Here is a 15,357-nt window from a genome sequence, read left to right as displayed (position 1 = left end):
GGGATGTATAGCAATCATGGTCGGGAATTGTATCAATGGCCAGAGGTGTTGCGACCATTTTGTACCAACTTGACGCAGCTCCAGCCGAGTGACCTCGGCCAGAGCTGCCCGGATACCCAAATCTATGCGTTCACATCAACCACAACGCGGCCCTTGACCTGCCCTTTCAGGATATCGGCACCCAACTGAGGCAAATCCGAAAGTGCGGCGGGCTGGACCATCGCGTCCAACCTGTCCATCGGCAAATCAGTGGCGATCCGCTTCCAGGCGCGCAACCGGTTGCCATAAGGCTGCATCACGCTGTCGATCCCCAACAGGTTCACTCCACGCAGCAGGAACGGAATCACCGTCGCGGGCAGCGCCGCGCCCCCGGCCAAACCTACCGCTGCAACCGAACAGCCATATTTCATCTGACCCAGAACACGCGCCAGCATCTCGCCACCCACTGCATCCACGCAGCCAGCCCAGGCCTCGCTTTCCAGCGGACGTTTGGTGGTCTCGTTCAGGTCATCGCGCGGCACAATGGTCGTCGCCCCCAATGACTTCAGATAGTCACCGGTTTCGGGCCGCCCGGTTACTGCGGCAACCTCATATCCCAGATTGCCCAGAATGGCCGTGGCGACCGACCCGACACCGCCAGCAGCCCCTGTTACCAGAACCGGCCCCCGATCCGGGGTCAGCCCGTGATCCTCCAGTGCCATGACCGCTAGCATGGCCGTGAAACCGGCGGTACCGACAGCCATGGCCTGCCGCGCGTCCAACCCGTCAGGCAGCGGGACCAACCAATCGGCCCGCGCATTGGCTTTCTGAGAGTAGCCGCCCCAATGCGCCTCACCGACACGCCAGCCGGTCAGAACAACCTTGTCACCGGGTTTGTAGCGATCATCTGACGAAGCTTCGACCGTACCGGCAAAATCGATGCCCGGCACATGCGGATAGGTCCGCACCAGCCCGCCCCCTTTGGGAGACAGGCAAAGACCGTCCTTGTAGTTGACCGTTGAATACTCAACAGCAACGGTGACTTCACCTTGCGGCAGATCATCTTCCGACAACTGTTTGACCGATGGGCTCGCCAATCCGCTTTCTTCGTCCTTCTCCATCACCAGAGCATTGAACATTTTCAAATCCTTTCGTGTTTCTGCGCCTAGCCCGGTTCTTCACCTGGCCCAAAATATCCCGGGGGAGTCGCGTAGCGACGGGGGCAGCGCCCCCAACCCCCCTTTAAATCCAAAAATGCGCCTGCACGGTTGCGCGACGCATTCCATCCGGTGTTTCCACGTCCAGTTCCGTTCCCGCTTCCCAGTGGCTCAATCGCACCATGCCAATCGCCACGTTGGTTTTGAAATCAGGCGACCAGGCGGCGGACGTCACCTGACCGACCCACTTTCCGTCCGCGTAAAGACCCCAAGGCCGATCGCAGCCCGGCACAGGATCGCCCGCAATCGCGATAGGTCGGATTTGCTGAATGGGCCCTTCCTTGGCCACGCGCAGCAACGCGTCGCGACCGATGCAGCCGATGGCCGTGTGTGTGTTGCAGAATTTGCCCAAACCACATTCATGTGGGGTGTTGTCATCAGTCATGTCATTGCCATAGGACAACAAACCGCCCTCGATCCGCTCGATCAGGTTTGGACAGCCTGCACGCACCCGAAGATCTTCGCCTGCACCAAACAACGCGTTCCAGAGGGGCATACCAATGTCGCTGCCCTCAACATAAATCTCAAACCCGCCCTGTTTGGAATAACCCGAGCGCGCCACGGCCAGATCGCGCCCTTCAAATTCGAACATATCGAACTTGAAGAACCGGATGTCCCGTACTCGGTCTCCAAACACGCGGGCCATAAGCTCATCTGCCTTGGGGCCCTGAACCGCAAGCGGCGATACATCCGGTTCGTCCACCAACACATCCAAACGATACCCTACGGCGATCCCTTTGACCCACAGCAACAAGTCACTGTCAGCAATCGAGATCCACCAACGGTCTTCAGACAGTTTCACCGCCACGGGATCATTCAGCATTCCACCCGTTTCATCAACGATCGGCACATAGAAACACTGGCCGGGCAACATCCCTCGCAAGTCGCGCGGAGTCAGCATCTGCATCAGACGTGCGGCGTCCGGCCCGCGCAGTTCAACCTGACGTTCACAGGCCACATCCCACACCTGCACATGGGTCTTCAAATGCCGGTAATCGGCCTGAACGCTTTCGAAAACAGTGGGCAACAACATACGGTTATATACCGTATACCCCTTGACCCCAGCGGCTTCGACCCCATCCGAGAATGGCGTGCGCCTCAGGCGGCGAGAAGCAGATATTTGCGGCATTCAAACCTCCTGTGGCATGAAGACAAGATCACTGACGGGTGCTTGAGATCCAGCCTCGGTCAGCATTTTGTGCAATTGTCCGCGGTGGTGGGTCTGGTGGTTGAACATATGGATGACGCAACGCGCGTAAGGTAAAGTAATGTCGGCCTGTTTCGCGGCCGAATACCATGTGAACGGACCTGTCAGAGGTTCATCCTCCAGGGTTTCCGCCCATTTGATGATCCGCGCGTCGATCTTTTCACGCAGGGGCAGCCACGCAAGCAAGTCGGGGCACAGATACACGCTTTCATGAATACCACCGCCTGCGCGGTGAACGTTGCTTTCCGGTCCGTCCCCATTTTCAAAACGAGACATCCAGATCCAATCACCCCAAAGCAAATGGTTGGCTGTGCCCAGTATCGAGCCAAAAAAAGCACCACGTTCGAGGATCAGTTCTTCGTGAGAAAGTGCCTGAAAGAACTCCGCCAACTGCTTGTTTTGCCAATGATTGTACTGCGCCATCTCACGTGCGTATGCGCCGGTGATCATCACTTTGGCCCGCGCCAGTCAATCGGGCAAATTTCTGCTGACTTTCCGCCAAAGTCCCAAACCCGACCGTAATCACGCACTTTCGATTTCGTGCCCCGTGCCACGATAATGTCCGGTCCCATCCAGTATTTCGAGTTCGATACCATGACAGGATGCTCTGGATCTTTACCGCCGAGCATCTCGATCTCGCCCTGAATCTTGCGACCTATCATGATACGACGCTTGGTCCCGTCGCGTTCAATCTGAACCGGTGCGCGCTCGGCCCCTATGATCTCGCTGACCAGCATGGTGAAGAGCCCGGTGGTACCGCCCGCCTGTCCGCTAAATATTTGCAGTAAACCATTGTAGGCCTTACCGCTGGCCCGTTCGTCGACATACGCCGCTACTTTCCACTGACCTTCGCCCATCCGGCCCGGAATATCGACCAGCAGTCCGACATTCAGCCCCGACAGATCTTCGCCCTCGTAATGTCCTTCATCAACGATGATGCCCATCCAGGCATGGCAATGGCCCTCGGTCGGAGGGTGCGCGCCCAGCGACACAACACAGGGGCAGAACACATCGCACGAGCAGTTCAGGATCAATTCGCCTTTGATCGCCCATTCAGTCGGGCTCATCTCGCGCCGTTTAGGGTTTGGCATCCGGCTGTCGATCCGCTGGCTGATGGGCAACCTATCGGCTTCTGGTTTTCTGTTTTTTGCCATTGGCTTAACCTCCGTAGCTAATTGGATAGACGAGCAGGACCAGACCGCCCGCTATTAATGCAAACCCCATGGGCCGCGTTATCGCGTGCCCGATCTGGGGGAGTTTTTCCAAAACCATGAACAGCGTCGCGAGACCCATCCACAACAGGCTCATGACACCGCCCACAAATCCCAGCGCCATAAAGCCCCAGCAGCAGCCGACGCAAAACGCGCCCAGGCCTAATCCCATGCGAACACCACCCGCGAAGCCGGTTTTCCAGTGGCCCAGAAAATAGGTCATAGGGGCGTGACAGACTCCGTGGCAGACCTCTTTCGCACGGGTGAACTGAAAGGCCCCCACTGCGATCATCAATCCGCCCGCAAGCCAGCCGGACTTGGTTATGCCCAGCATATCGACCACACCGCCAAACAGCAAAACCAGCTGAATTCCAGCGATCAGAGCCGCAAATCCAACCCAGACGATCGAGTACCCCGCTAGAACGCCCATCCAGCCCGCACGACTGCCATTGGCGCTGCGGATCAGGTCGTCATAGCTTCGCAGGGTTGGTACAAGCGTAGGCAGCATCATCGCCGCCATCATGATCGCCCACATTGAGAACAGCGGCCCAAACTCGGCCATCGGCATATACATGTCCATGCGCGGATCCATGGCCGCCATGGCCTGTCCCATTGGTCCGGGGCGACCGATCAGATCAAGGTCCATTTCCCGGCTCATCGAGAACATGACCCACCACGCCCATAGGATCAGGACATAAAAGCCCAGCCACATTCCGCTGCGCAGCCACGTACGACTCACTTCGGCCTCCCGACTCAACTCCCTTGCTTTTCAAATGTCAGACTTTTAAATGTCAGACAAATAAAAACTTGCCCAAGGTCCCCTGAAGATGAAAGCCGCACCCCGGAAAACCGCTGACCTGTCCGCCCAGATCGCGCAAGCCATTCGGGATGCGATTGTGTCAGGTGAGTTAATCGTCGACGCACGCCTGCCTTCCGAGGCTGAACTGTCCGATCAATTCCAGGTCTCACGCCCAACCGTGCGTGAAGCGTTGAAACGGCTTGCAGCACAATCCCTGATCCGCACACAACGCGGCGCGTCAGGCGGCGCTTTTGTGAACCGGCTGAGTTTTGAGGACGCCTATTCCCAGCAGGTCACGACCTCGACCCTGCTGCTGTCAATGAACGCCGTCAGCTTCGATACCGCCTGCGAGGCGCGCTATGCTCTGGAAAGAGCCTGCGCCCCGTTGTCTGCACAGCGACGCACAGCGGACCAACTGGCCACCATGCGAGCCGAGATTTTCCGTCAGTCCCAACCCGGTCTGACGGATGAAGCATTTTGCGCTTCGGATGTCACCTTTCACCGTGCGCTGGTGGACGGGGCGGAAAATCCGGTGCTGTCTTACCAACTGGCCGGAGCTGTAGAAGCGATGCAGCCGCTGATGAACATGATCACCTTCACGGCGCGGTCCCGTGAGGAAATCATTACGCTACACACCAGAATAGCCGACGCGCTTGAGGCACAAGACGCTGAAACCGTGGACTCAGCCCTGATCGATCTGGAACACTATACCCGACAGCTGGCTCAGGATGTGGTCGAGAGCAAACGCAAACCCGCCTAAAGGCGCACACGCACTCAGAAGACGAAAGGCAGAAGAGCAGGTAGAATGTCACCCGGCGACAAGACCGGAACTCTCAATATGAATTGAAGGTCAATGACTTACGGGAGGACGTTATGAACACTAGACCGGACCCAACCTTTTATCCATCTGCCAAACTTGCGATGGAGGGCCCCACTGAAACGCTTGCTTTCACCTTGATGCTAAGCCCTGATTTTTCGCAGCCCGACGGGCTGGCGGTTGTGAATGTCGATCCGACATCCGACGATTTCGGGAAGATCGTACATCAGGTGATCATGCCAGAGAAAGGCGACGAGTTTCACCATTTCGGTTGGAACGCGTGTTCATCCGCTTTGTCACCGCTGACCGGGCACGCCTTTTTAGAACGACGCTATCTGATCATCCCAGGTATTCGCTCCAGTCGGATATACATCATTGATGTTAAAAACCCGCTCGAGGCGAAGATTCACAAGATCATCGAACCCGAAGAAGTCTTTGCGAAGACTGGGTATTCCCGCCCGCATACGATCCATTGCGGACCCGAAGGCATCTATGTCAGCACACTGGGCGGTGGTGGTCCCGACGGCACCGACGGACCTCCGGGCATTTTCATCATGGATTGCGAGAGCTTTGAGATCATCGGGCGCTATGAGATCGAACGCGGCGTGCAGGACAAGCACTATGATTTCTGGTGGAACCTGCCGCGGGATTACATGGTCAGCTCTGAATGGGGCCTGCCCCCGCAATTCGAAAACGGGATCGTTGCCGAAGATCTGCTGTCGAACAAATATGGCCATCGCATCCATTTCTGGAACCTGCGCAACCGGACGAACATCCAGACCATCGATCTGGGCGAAAATCACCAGATGGCGCTGGAAATCCGCCCAGCCCATGACCCGGTCAAACAGTACGGGTTCTGTGGCGTTGTTGTGGATACCACCAACCTGCAAGGTGCGATCTTCACCTGGTGGCGCAATGATGACGGCACATTCGAGGCCAAAAAGACCATCACCATCGATCCGCAACCTGCTGATCCGAATGATCTGCCAGATTTGCTCAAAGGGTTTTCGGCTGTGCCACCTCTTGTCACCGACATCGATCTCAGCCTGGACGACAAGTACCTCTACGTCTCGTGCTGGGGCACAGGAGAGATGCACCAATACGATGTGTCGGACCCGATGAATCCCAAACTGGCGGGCATGGTTGAAATCGGGGGGATCGTAAAGAAAACCAAGCATCCGAATGGTCAGAATTTTGGCTATGGCCCACAAATGGTTGAAATCAGCCGCGATGGCAAACGCGTCTACTGGACCAATTCGCTCTATTCCACATGGGACGATCAGTTCTATCCCGGCGAAGGCGGCGCGGCCATGGTCAAAGCGGATGTTGGCGAGAACGGCGGGCTGACGCTGGATCCGAAATTCTGGGTCGCGTTCCCTGACGGCTATCGCAGCCACCAAATCCGATTAGAGGGTGGAGACTGTTCGACCGACAGCTTCTGCTACCCATCGGTCTGAGTTGGACGTTTTGATGACATCAACGGCCGGCCTTTGGCTGGCCGTTGTTCTGAGTGGCGCCTATCACGGTCTGAACCCCGGCATGGGTTGGCCGCTGGCGGTATCATCTGCCTTGATGGAACAACGCCAATCCGCCCTATGGCAGGCGCTGGCGGCTTTGGCAGGCGGGCATTTCGTGGCCATGCTGGGGGTGTTGCTGCCTTTTGCCCTGATGACGGTTCTGGTCGATTATCAGAAAGAAATCCGAATCGGAGCTGCGCTGATCGTCATCGGGATGGGGCTGTTCATCGCCATCACCCGCCGCCATCCCCGCTTTCTGTCACGTATTCCTCCAAGTAAACTGGCGTTATGGTCTTTCCTCGTCGCGCTCGCCCACGGGGCCGCCCTGATGCTGGTTCCAATCTATCTGGGTCTGTGCGCCGTTGATGAACTGGACGCTGGGCATCAAGCAATTTCGCGGATCATGACAACCAACACTCTACTGGTTCTGGGTGTCGCCGCGCTTCACACGGCCGCCATGGTTCTGGGCGGAGGTCTGCTGGCCTTCGCCGTCTATCGCTGGCTGGGCCTGCAGGTTCTGACGCGCAGTTGGTTCAACCTGGAACTCATCTGGGCGCTGAGCCTTATTCTGGTCGGAGGTCTTGGCCTTTGGTCCGCGCTCGGGTGACCTTGTACTTTGTTTTGAAACGCGCTTTGTCTTCGGCAAGACTAATACGGAGCTTCCAAATGCAAGACCAAACCCGCCCAACCGAAATGCTGCGTCTGGGCAGGAACAACGATTGGCAGGCCGCCACCACCCACGCCTTCACGCGCGAACTGTCCGACGGCACCCTGCCTCAGGACAAGATGCGTTGGTACTTGCGGCAGGATTATCAGTTCGTAGACGGGTTTGTGCGCCTGCTGGCCAGTGCCATCGCGCACGCTCCGACACTCGCAGACAGCGTGCCTGCCGCTCAGTTTCTGGCGGTGATCACTGGCCCCGAGAACACCTATTTCCTGCGTGCCATGGAAGCTTTGGGTACAGAACCCAGCACTGACCCCGCGTCTGCCACACAGGCGTTTCAGGACCTGATGGCCGAGGCGGCAGCCTCTGGCCGATACCAGAACATGCTGGCCGTGCTTGTCGTGGCCGAATGGGTCTATCTGAGCTGGGCCAGCCCGGAAAATCCACCCAAAGACGGCTTGCCCTTCTGGTTTGCCGAATGGATCACGCTACATGCGGGCGAAGGCTTTGAAAGCGTGGTCGAATATCTGCGTTGCCAGTTGGACAAGGTTTGGCCCACGCTGGATGCGGCTGAACAGGCCGAGGTCACGCGGTTGTTCCATCGCGCAGTCGAACTGGAACGCGATTTCTTTGACGCGGCCTACGCGGCCTGAACCACAAGGGGGCCGGAATGGTCACAACATTGAACGTCATCGCCGCCTTGCTGACCGTTGGGTTCGGCGCGTTTGGATTTCTGGCCCCGGCGCACACAGCGTCTGCTTTGGATCTGGCGCCCACCAACAGCACAATGGGACTGTCCGAGATGCGCGCCTCGGTCGGCGGATTGTTTGTTGTGACCGGACTTGTCGTGATCTGGCTGAACAATCCGATGGCCTATGTGATGCTGGGCGTTGTCTATTCCGGGGCGGCTTTGGGCCGGTTCGTGTCGATTGCACTGGACAACCCGCCATTCGCCAAGGCGTTGATCTTTGGGGGAATTGAGCTGGTTCTGGCGGTTTGGCTGATTACCGCGAACTATCACAAAGCGTCTTAACCGGCTTAAGATTTAGGGCGGTTCAGACGCGATTCCGAGTTTGCATCCGCCCATCACCTCACCTATATAAGACATGTCCTTCGGGACTATGGACATAAACGCGCTCGTAATAAGCGGATCGGACCCGGGGGCGGTACCCGGCGGCTCCACCAATCATCCTTCGTTTGGGGATTTTGGGGCCGAAACAGGATCGACGAACGTCTAAAGGGGTTAGCTTTGTCTCGGCTGTCTGCCACCGTTACCGGCGAAAATAGTACAATTGCAAACGACAATCGTGCTCCGGTTGCAGTTGCTGCGTAAGCAGTAACAAGACCGAAATCTAAGCCCTTGCGCCTAGCCGCGTAAGGCGGGGTTCGCAGGTACCTGGCAACAGAAACCTGCATAACCCCCAATAGGTCTGATTTTATTGCCCTGCTCTGCGCGCATTCAGAGTTTGTTCATTCCTGCCTGTCATCATGCCCTCACTTGGACAGGAGAACTGGGATGACAAATTCAGAGATACTCAGAACATGGTATTCTGAGGTTTGGGAAAACGGAAACACCGAGGCGATCGATCAGTTCTTTGCACCTGAAACAATGGCGGAAGGGCTGATTCCTGAAATGCAGGTCGGTGCTGACGATTTCCGTGATCTGGTCACGGCCTTCCGCCATATCCTCGGTGACATCAAGGTAGAGCTGCCCAAGATTATCGAAAACGAAGATTGGGTCTCGGCCATCCTGCATGTGCATACGTCCCGCGCCGACAATGGCGCACCGCTGGAAGTGACCGGTCAGGTAATGGCGCGCTTCAAGGACAACAAAATGGTCGAGGCGTATAACCACTTCGATTTCGTCTCGTTTTTTGAAGAACTGGGCCAGTTTCCCGCAGACACCCTGCCCGTTTGCATGCCCGGGCAAAGACTGGACTGGGCCTGAATCCAAAGCAATCTTGACCCCAACGGCGCTTGCACTGTAGCAAGAGCCATGGGGTAAAATTGCGAACGCCCCGTGAGGCGTCAGCCTAAGTTTCGCATGTATCCGAAATAGCTCAGGAGACATGCCATGGCCGCGCCCAATTCAATAACACCGAAACAACTATTGCGCCTGATCGGAACGCCACAGGCGCCGGTCTTGGTCGATATCTGCGTGGATGCCGACTTTGACGACGATCCTTTTTTCATCCCAGGCTCCGTTCGCCATGCCGCCAAAGATCTTCCGGGGCTTCTTGACGTCATTGCGGACCGCCCCAGTGTCATCATCTGTCAAAAGGGTAAAAAGCTGAGCCAGGGTGTCGTGTCATGGCTTCGAAGCGAGGGTCAGCAGGCCGAGTATCTGGAAGGTGGTATGTACGCATGGCGAGATATGCCGGGCGCTCCACGTATTCCCGCCTCTGCTATTCCGCCGTTCCACGACCGCGGAACCCTATGGGTCACACGACATAGGCCCAAGATTGATAGAATTGCCTGCCCCTGGCTGATCCGCCGGTTTGTGGACGCCAATGCACGTTTCTTATTCGTCGCCCCGTCAGAGGTTCAAAGCGTCGCCGATATCTTTGGTGCGGTCCCGTTTGATATCAATGATACGTTTTGGAGCCACCGCGCAGACAAATGCACATTTGATACGATGCTCGACGAGTTCAACCTGCACTTGCCCGCGCTGGATCGTTTGGCAACCGTCGTTCGCGCAGCAGACACCAATCGACATGACCTCGCACCAGAAGCCGCGGGATTGCTGGCCATTTCGGTCGGACTATCCCGCCAATACCGTGATGATCACGAAAATCTGGACGCAGGATTGTCTGTTTATGACGCCCTGTATCGCTGGGCCCGCGACGGCTTTGATGAAAGCCATGACTGGCCGGCGGAGCGTCACACATGACGCCGACACTGAATGAGTTGGTCAAAGTATTTGGTCGTATCGGCCTGTTGTCATTCGGCGGTCCGGCGGCACAGATATCCCTGATGCATCAGGAATTGGTTGAACGTCGACCTTGGCTGGATGAACAGACCTATCTGCGCGCCTTGTCACTGTGCATGTTGCTGCCGGGCCCCGAGGCGATGCAACTGGCCACCTATGCCGGCTGGCGCTTGCGTGGGGTCACCGGTGGCTTAATTGCTGGCAGCTTGTTTGTCTTGCCCGGAGCCTTGATTATCGCGATCCTGGTCGCGCTTTACGTCGCGTTCGGAGATGTTCCTTTGGTGCAGTCGGCTTTTATCGGCATCAAGGCGACCGTCATCGTGATCGTCCTGCAAGCGCTGCGCAACCTTTCGCGCAAGGCTATGACGGACAAGGATCATCGCATCATCGCTGCGCTGTCTTTCCTGTCCATTTTCTTGCTGAACCTGCCCTTCCCGTTGATCATTTTTGCTGCCGCACTTTGGGGATATGCGACATTCAGGGGCCCGTTCGAACCACCTGAGCCGAACCAAACATCGCAGCTTGCACGCTCTGCCCGAACGGCCGCTATCTGGCTGCCGCTTTGGCTGGGCCCGCTGGTTGCATTAACCCTCAGCGGTCATCAATTGCTGAGCGATCTGGGATGGTTCTTTGCGCGACTGGCCGTTGTTACCTTTGGTGGCGCTTATGCGGTGTTGGCCTACATGACGCAAACGGTTGTGGATCAGTATCACTGGATCAGCACAGACCAGATGATTGACGGGTTGGGTCTTGCCGAAACGACACCCGGCCCACTGATTCTGGTGACGCAATTTGTTGCGATGCTTGCGGGCGCGCTGAGCGGAGGTTTCGGCCTGGCGCTGGCTGCAGGGGCCGTCGCGCTTTGGGCTACATTTGTGCCTTGCTTTCTGTGGATATTTCTGGCTGCCCCCTATCTGGATCGGTTGGCCACACGCCCGCGCCTGTCAGCGGCTCTTCATGGCATCACTGCGGCTGTTGTAGGCGTGATTCTCAACCTCTCCGTGTGGTTTGCCCTGAACGTTCTATTCGAATCAGTCCCACACATATCCTGGGGTCCGCTGGCAATACCCGTGCCGCAACTTTCTCAGCTGGACTTCACAGCTTTGGGCTTAACTATTCTGGCTGGGGTCTTGATTTTTCGAGTCAAATTGGGGATGGGCATGGTGTTGGCCCTGATGTCCATCGCCGGGCTGGCCGCTCACAATATCTGATCAATCCGGCCATACCCGCTCTTTCGTTTCCGAACAAAAGCCCTATGCTGGTCGTAACCACTTTTGAGGATCACACATGTCGCAAGGCATCGATTACGGTAACCTGATGCACTCCGCCATGCGCGGACTTATAAAGAAAGTGCTGACGGATGTTTCCGAAACCGGATTACCCGGGGCACATCACTTTTTCATCACGTTCGACACGCGCGAGGACGGGGTCGAGATCGCTGACTGGCTGCACGAGCGGTATCCCGAAGAAATGACAATCGTCATGCAGCATTGGTTCGAAAACCTTGAGGTTGGCGAAACGGGCTTCGCAATCACATTGAATTTCGGCGACTCACCCGAACCGCTGTATATCCCCTATGCTGCGATCAAGACCTTTGTGGACCCGTCAGTCGAGTTTGGCCTGCGGTTCGAAAGCCCCGAGGATGAGATCGATGATGAGGACATCTTGGAAGAGTCGATTGAGGTCGAAGAGGAAGAGATACAACATGACGCCGATGTTGTGTCCTTGGACAGCTTCCGGAAGTGACCCGAGCAACCCCGCCCCCTGTGGGGTTATTTTCTTTGCAAGAATGTCTCGACCGACCTGGATTTTACCCCGTCAATAAAGCGAGAGAAGGACAGGTTCAGCCCGCCTTCACCCAGTGTTCGGTCGAATTGCTGTAATTCGTATCCCCCGTCCTCATCAATGAACAGGGAATACACGGTCAGCGTGTCCTCGACGATGCGCCCCCAGACAAAGGGTTCACCCTTCATCGGGTCCAACGGCACTTCGTGGCCGAACACGTTGCGCTTCATGGCTGCCGAAAACAAATCGCCACGCCCCGAAGGCACAAAGTCGATAGAGAATTTTTGTTCCTTTACGCGCCCGTCCAATTTGTAGGTCGTGGTCCGCCAACTGACATTAAACCCGTTTTTGGTTTCAAAAATGGAAACGCTCATGTCCCGCGGGGTCGAGGTGCCGTCCACATCCTCGACGCTTGCAGAACCGATATAATCTCCGACAAACGGGGCAATTTCTGCTGCCCGTGCAGAAAGGCTGAATACGGACAACCACACCGCGCAAACAGCAATGGCCACGACGGCTTTGGACAGCGCAAATCGATGGAAATTCGGCATTTTGTCCTCCACGGCGTTCACCCTCCTATTGTAGCTCAGAGGGGCCTGCACACAATGGCACAATCCATCTCTTTCTCATTTAAAGTGACGCACCCCGGTACCTATACCTTTGGAGCACCTGAGTTTAAGGTGCGCGCAACTGGCCGATTGCGTCACGGCTTTGCTGCGGCTAAACGGCATACAATCGCATACCAGACGGAGTGACAGATGTCTCAGACCCGCACCGAATCCGACAGCTTTGGCCCGCTAGAAGTCCCTGCCGACAAATATTGGGGCGCACAGACGCAGCGTTCGATCATGAATTTCCCCATCGGTTGGGAAAAGCAACCCGTCGCCATCGTCCGCGCGCTGGGCGTGATCAAAAAGGCCTGCGCATTACAGAACAAGGCCACCGGCAAACTGGACGCCAAGATCGCCGACGCGATCATCGAGGCCGCAGGTGAAGTGATCGAAGGAAAGTTTGATGACAACTTCCCACTGGTCGTCTGGCAGACCGGCTCTGGCACCCAGTCGAACATGAATTCGAACGAGGTTATCGCAAACCGCGCCATCGAAATCTTGGGTGGTGTGATTGGCTCAAAAGACCCAGTGCATCCGAACGATCACTGCAACATGGGTCAGTCCTCGAACGACACCTTCCCCACCGCCATGCATATCGCCACTGCCATGAGTGTGCGCGACGTGCTGCTTCCGGGACTTGAAAAACTGGCCACGGGGCTCGAGCAGAAGGCCGAGGAATTCAAAGACATCATCAAAATCGGCCGGACCCACACCCAAGACGCGACGCCTTTGACGCTGGGACAGGAATTCAGCGGTTATGCCCATCAGATTCGTCAGGGAATCGCCCGCGTTCAAGCGGCGATGCCGGGAATTTACGAACTGGCGCAGGGCGGTACTGCAGTTGGTACTGGGCTGAACACGCAGCATGGTTGGAGCGAGGCCGTCGCCGGACATATGGCCGATATCACCGGCCTGCCCTTCGTGACCGCGCCCAACAAATTCGAGGCACTGGCGGCCCATGATGCCATGGTGTTCCTATCCGGCGCTTTGGCGACCATTGCCGGTAGCTGCTACAAGATCGCCAATGACATTCGTTTCCTGGGCTCCGGCCCGCGTTCGGGTCTGGGTGAACTGATCCTGCCCGAGAACGAGCCCGGCTCGTCGATCATGCCCGGCAAGGTGAACCCGACACAGGCCGAAGCGCTGACTCAGGTCGCCGCGCATGTGATGGGCAACAACGCCGCGATGACTTTCGCAGGCAGCCAGGGTCATTTCGAACTGAACGTCTACAACCCGATGATGTCCTACAACCTGCTGCAGTCAATCCAGCTGCTGGGCGATGCTACAGACAGCTTTACCGAGCGGATGTTACTGGGCATCGAGGCCAACGAGCCGCGCATCGACAAGCTGATGAAGGAATCGCTGATGCTGGTCACGGCGCTGGCCCCGACCATCGGCTATGACAATGCAACGAAAGTTGCCAAGACGGCGCATAAGAACGGCACAACCCTCAAGGAAGAGGCCGTCGCGCTGGGCTTTGTGGATGAGGCGACCTTTGACGCCGTAGTTCGCCCAGAGCAGATGATCGGGCCTAAATGACGGCGCGATTGACGCAAATAGCGCTGTGCTTGTCTCTGGCAGGCATGGCGACAACAGCCCAAGCGGAACTATTTGGGCTTATTGATGCAAGGCTGGAATGGATGCGGGACGTGGCAGCGTATAAATTCGCAAACGACCTGCCCGTCGAAGATCTTGCCCGCGAACAGATCGTCATCGCCGGGACGTTGGAAACGGCAACAAAGGCCGGTTTGGATCCTAAGGCGACCCAGGCTTTTTTCGAATCCCAGATCTCGGCTGCCAAAGACATTCAAACTTGTTGGATCGCCCGGTGGGCCTCTGATCAGGCCCCAACCACCTATCGTGACTTAACGCAGGAAGTACGCCCCGCCATATTGGACCTTGGCGCCCAGATTATTGCTGCACTGCAAGACCAAACACCTGTCCATACCTCAGATCGGGATGATTTTAACGCTGTAGTTCAGGTTGATTGTTTGTCCGAAGACAGTAAGAAAGCCCTGTTCGATGCCCTGACGCAGGTAAGAACTTTTCAATGAGCACCCCCATCAACTTGAATCGGTTTCGCAAAGAAAAGGCTCGGGCCAAAAAAAAGGCCCTTGCAGACCACAACGCCGTAACCTTTGGGCGAACCAAGGCCGAGAAAGAGGTCATCAAGCTGCAGCAGGAAAAGCAGAAGCGCGACCTCGACAATCATGAGTTGGACGAATGAGCGGCCGTCCGGTCAAACGCTCTTTGACCCTCAAGGGGCACCGAACTTCGGTGTCATTGGAGGATGAATTCTGGCGCGCTTTCCGTCAAATTGCCGCTGAAAAAGAAATGCCAATCAACGTTTTGGCTGCACAAATTGATGTGGCACGTGATCCTGAAACGGGTTTGGCCTCGGCCATTCGCGTCTTCATCCTGAAATGGTATCAGAACAAGACCTGAAGCGCTGTGTTTACGATCCACCTTACTTGCGCCGATACAGGGGTTCAAAAACAAGATGCGTGGTCAATAACTTTCAAAGCCGCCTGTTTGTTTCCCAAGCTAAACTAGACCACCGTGCCATTCGAAACAGGTGTGAGGCAAAGCTGCGACTTCAGCTTCGACGTCGAAACCGGCTT

General features: G+C 56.5%; 19 protein-coding genes and 1 other RNA gene. 14 read left to right on the top strand and 6 right to left on the bottom strand.

Annotated elements, in window-relative coordinates:
* Positions 1 to 122 precede the first annotated feature (122 nt).
* The 5 genes from acuI to ALB80_RS02300 form a co-directional block, all read right to left on the bottom strand.
* Complete coding sequence (gene acuI / locus ALB80_RS02320) at positions 123 to 1,118, bottom strand: acryloyl-CoA reductase (protein WP_050602390.1); 996 nt, start codon at positions 1,116 to 1,118, stop codon at positions 123 to 125.
* Between the two features lie 103 nt (positions 1,119 to 1,221).
* On the bottom strand, positions 1,222 to 2,325 hold the full coding sequence (locus ALB80_RS02315; protein WP_050602389.1) for a dimethylsulfoniopropionate demethylase: 1,104 nt from the start codon (positions 2,323 to 2,325) through the stop codon (positions 1,222 to 1,224).
* On the bottom strand, positions 2,326 to 2,853 hold the full coding sequence (locus ALB80_RS02310) for a DinB family protein (RefSeq protein ID WP_050602388.1): 528 nt from the start codon (positions 2,851 to 2,853) through the stop codon (positions 2,326 to 2,328). It abuts the gene before it with no gap.
* Positions 2,853 to 3,557 (bottom strand): DUF1326 domain-containing protein, encoded by a 705-nt coding sequence (locus tag ALB80_RS02305; RefSeq protein ID WP_050602387.1) that lies wholly within the window; start codon positions 3,555 to 3,557, stop codon positions 2,853 to 2,855. The genes ALB80_RS02310 and ALB80_RS02305 overlap by 1 nt, the downstream gene beginning before the upstream one ends.
* A gap of 4 nt (positions 3,558 to 3,561) precedes the next feature.
* Positions 3,562 to 4,326, bottom strand: a complete 765-nt coding sequence (locus tag ALB80_RS02300) for a DUF2182 domain-containing protein (RefSeq protein WP_050602386.1) — start codon at positions 4,324 to 4,326, stop codon at positions 3,562 to 3,564.
* Between the two features lie 115 nt (positions 4,327 to 4,441).
* Between ALB80_RS02300 and ALB80_RS02295 the strand changes: the two genes are divergently transcribed.
* From ALB80_RS02295 to ALB80_RS02255, 10 genes are all read left to right on the top strand, one after another.
* Positions 4,442 to 5,173 (top strand): FadR/GntR family transcriptional regulator, encoded by a 732-nt coding sequence (locus ALB80_RS02295; RefSeq protein WP_050602385.1) that lies wholly within the window; start codon positions 4,442 to 4,444, stop codon positions 5,171 to 5,173.
* Positions 5,174 to 5,286: 113 nt separating this feature from the next.
* A complete protein-coding gene (locus tag ALB80_RS02290; protein ID WP_050602384.1) occupies positions 5,287 to 6,687 on the top strand; it encodes a selenium-binding protein SBP56-related protein in 1,401 nt (466 codons plus the stop codon).
* A gap of 13 nt (positions 6,688 to 6,700) precedes the next feature.
* On the top strand, positions 6,701 to 7,354 hold the full coding sequence (locus tag ALB80_RS02285; protein ID WP_050602383.1) for a hypothetical protein: 654 nt from the start codon (positions 6,701 to 6,703) through the stop codon (positions 7,352 to 7,354).
* A gap of 59 nt (positions 7,355 to 7,413) precedes the next feature.
* Positions 7,414 to 8,064: a TenA family protein gene (locus ALB80_RS02280; protein WP_050602382.1), complete on the top strand. Its 651-nt coding sequence runs from the start codon at positions 7,414 to 7,416 to the stop codon at positions 8,062 to 8,064.
* A gap of 17 nt (positions 8,065 to 8,081) precedes the next feature.
* A complete protein-coding gene (locus ALB80_RS02275) occupies positions 8,082 to 8,444 on the top strand; it encodes a DUF4345 family protein (protein ID WP_050602381.1) in 363 nt (120 codons plus the stop codon).
* Between the two features lie 36 nt (positions 8,445 to 8,480).
* Positions 8,481 to 8,828: a transfer-messenger RNA gene (gene ssrA, locus ALB80_RS21720) on the top strand.
* A 99-nt stretch (positions 8,829 to 8,927) separates the two neighbouring features.
* Entirely contained in the window at positions 8,928 to 9,359 is a 432-nt protein-coding gene (locus ALB80_RS02270; protein WP_050602380.1) for an ester cyclase, read from the top strand.
* 126 nt (positions 9,360 to 9,485) lie between these two features.
* Complete coding sequence (locus ALB80_RS02265) at positions 9,486 to 10,301, top strand: sulfurtransferase/chromate resistance protein (protein WP_050602379.1); 816 nt, start codon at positions 9,486 to 9,488, stop codon at positions 10,299 to 10,301.
* Positions 10,298 to 11,551 (top strand): chromate efflux transporter, encoded by a 1,254-nt coding sequence (chrA, locus tag ALB80_RS02260; RefSeq protein WP_050602378.1) that lies wholly within the window; start codon positions 10,298 to 10,300, stop codon positions 11,549 to 11,551. The genes ALB80_RS02265 and chrA overlap by 4 nt, the downstream gene beginning before the upstream one ends.
* A 76-nt stretch (positions 11,552 to 11,627) precedes the next feature.
* The gene (locus ALB80_RS02255; protein ID WP_050602377.1) at positions 11,628 to 12,086 is read left to right on the top strand and encodes an SspB family protein; all 459 of its coding nucleotides are present in this window, start codon (positions 11,628 to 11,630) and stop codon (positions 12,084 to 12,086) included.
* A gap of 26 nt (positions 12,087 to 12,112) precedes the next feature.
* Here ALB80_RS02255 and ALB80_RS02250 read toward each other — a convergent pair whose 3' ends face one another.
* The gene (locus ALB80_RS02250) at positions 12,113 to 12,676 is read right to left on the bottom strand and encodes a hypothetical protein (RefSeq protein WP_050602376.1); all 564 of its coding nucleotides are present in this window, start codon (positions 12,674 to 12,676) and stop codon (positions 12,113 to 12,115) included.
* A gap of 207 nt (positions 12,677 to 12,883) precedes the next feature.
* On the opposite strand from ALB80_RS02250, the gene fumC reads away from it, so the two are divergent.
* Genes fumC through ALB80_RS02230 form a run of 4 tightly spaced genes read left to right on the top strand, consistent with a single transcriptional unit; the run spans position 12,884 to position 15,181 of the window.
* The gene (gene fumC / locus ALB80_RS02245) at positions 12,884 to 14,275 is read left to right on the top strand and encodes a class II fumarate hydratase (RefSeq protein ID WP_050602375.1); all 1,392 of its coding nucleotides are present in this window, start codon (positions 12,884 to 12,886) and stop codon (positions 14,273 to 14,275) included.
* The gene (gene aroQ / locus ALB80_RS02240) at positions 14,272 to 14,790 is read left to right on the top strand and encodes a gamma subclass chorismate mutase AroQ (RefSeq protein ID WP_050602374.1); all 519 of its coding nucleotides are present in this window, start codon (positions 14,272 to 14,274) and stop codon (positions 14,788 to 14,790) included. Before fumC ends, aroQ begins: the two co-directional genes overlap by 4 nt.
* Positions 14,787 to 14,963, top strand: coding sequence for a DUF4169 family protein (locus ALB80_RS02235; protein WP_050602373.1), 177 nt, complete (start codon positions 14,787 to 14,789; stop codon positions 14,961 to 14,963). Before aroQ ends, ALB80_RS02235 begins: the two co-directional genes overlap by 4 nt.
* Complete coding sequence (locus ALB80_RS02230) at positions 14,960 to 15,181, top strand: ribbon-helix-helix domain-containing protein (RefSeq protein ID WP_050602372.1); 222 nt, start codon at positions 14,960 to 14,962, stop codon at positions 15,179 to 15,181. The genes ALB80_RS02235 and ALB80_RS02230 overlap by 4 nt, the downstream gene beginning before the upstream one ends.
* Positions 15,182 to 15,357 lie beyond the last annotated feature (176 nt).

The sequence above is a fragment of the Ruegeria sp. 6PALISEP08 genome, assembly GCF_001238295.1.
In the GTDB taxonomy this organism is placed as follows: Bacteria; Pseudomonadota; Alphaproteobacteria; order Rhodobacterales; family Rhodobacteraceae; genus Ruegeria.
Note: the sequence above shows the minus strand (reverse complement) of the source record. Positions and strands in the feature narration are given on the sequence as shown.

What these genes read in the sequence shown, in the direction of transcription:
- ALB80_RS02235 (WP_050602373.1), top strand. Translation starts at nt 14,787, where the DNA reads ATGAGCACCCCCATCAACTTGAATCGGTTTCGCAAAGAAAAGGCTCGG.
- fumC (WP_050602375.1), top strand. Translation starts at nt 12,884, where the DNA reads ATGTCTCAGACCCGCACCGAATCCGACAGCTTTGGCCCGCTAGAAGTC.
- ALB80_RS02280 (WP_050602382.1), top strand. Translation starts at nt 7,414, where the DNA reads ATGCAAGACCAAACCCGCCCAACCGAAATGCTGCGTCTGGGCAGGAAC.
- acuI (WP_050602390.1), bottom strand. Translation starts at nt 1,118, where the DNA reads ATGTTCAATGCTCTGGTGATGGAGAAGGACGAAGAAAGCGGATTGGCG.
- ALB80_RS02250 (WP_050602376.1), bottom strand. Translation starts at nt 12,676, where the DNA reads ATGCCGAATTTCCATCGATTTGCGCTGTCCAAAGCCGTCGTGGCCATT.
- ALB80_RS02275 (WP_050602381.1), top strand. Translation starts at nt 8,082, where the DNA reads ATGGTCACAACATTGAACGTCATCGCCGCCTTGCTGACCGTTGGGTTC.
- ALB80_RS02230 (WP_050602372.1), top strand. Translation starts at nt 14,960, where the DNA reads ATGAGCGGCCGTCCGGTCAAACGCTCTTTGACCCTCAAGGGGCACCGA.
- ALB80_RS02290 (WP_050602384.1), top strand. Translation starts at nt 5,287, where the DNA reads ATGAACACTAGACCGGACCCAACCTTTTATCCATCTGCCAAACTTGCG.
- aroQ (WP_050602374.1), top strand. Translation starts at nt 14,272, where the DNA reads ATGACGGCGCGATTGACGCAAATAGCGCTGTGCTTGTCTCTGGCAGGC.
- ALB80_RS02265 (WP_050602379.1), top strand. Translation starts at nt 9,486, where the DNA reads ATGGCCGCGCCCAATTCAATAACACCGAAACAACTATTGCGCCTGATC.
- ALB80_RS02270 (WP_050602380.1), top strand. Translation starts at nt 8,928, where the DNA reads ATGACAAATTCAGAGATACTCAGAACATGGTATTCTGAGGTTTGGGAA.
- ALB80_RS02310 (WP_050602388.1), bottom strand. Translation starts at nt 2,853, where the DNA reads ATGATCACCGGCGCATACGCACGTGAGATGGCGCAGTACAATCATTGG.
- ALB80_RS02295 (WP_050602385.1), top strand. Translation starts at nt 4,442, where the DNA reads ATGAAAGCCGCACCCCGGAAAACCGCTGACCTGTCCGCCCAGATCGCG.
- ALB80_RS02300 (WP_050602386.1), bottom strand. Translation starts at nt 4,326, where the DNA reads ATGTGGCTGGGCTTTTATGTCCTGATCCTATGGGCGTGGTGGGTCATG.
- ALB80_RS02305 (WP_050602387.1), bottom strand. Translation starts at nt 3,557, where the DNA reads ATGGCAAAAAACAGAAAACCAGAAGCCGATAGGTTGCCCATCAGCCAG.
- ALB80_RS02285 (WP_050602383.1), top strand. Translation starts at nt 6,701, where the DNA reads ATGACATCAACGGCCGGCCTTTGGCTGGCCGTTGTTCTGAGTGGCGCC.
- ALB80_RS02315 (WP_050602389.1), bottom strand. Translation starts at nt 2,325, where the DNA reads ATGCCGCAAATATCTGCTTCTCGCCGCCTGAGGCGCACGCCATTCTCG.
- ALB80_RS02255 (WP_050602377.1), top strand. Translation starts at nt 11,628, where the DNA reads ATGTCGCAAGGCATCGATTACGGTAACCTGATGCACTCCGCCATGCGC.
- chrA (WP_050602378.1), top strand. Translation starts at nt 10,298, where the DNA reads ATGACGCCGACACTGAATGAGTTGGTCAAAGTATTTGGTCGTATCGGC.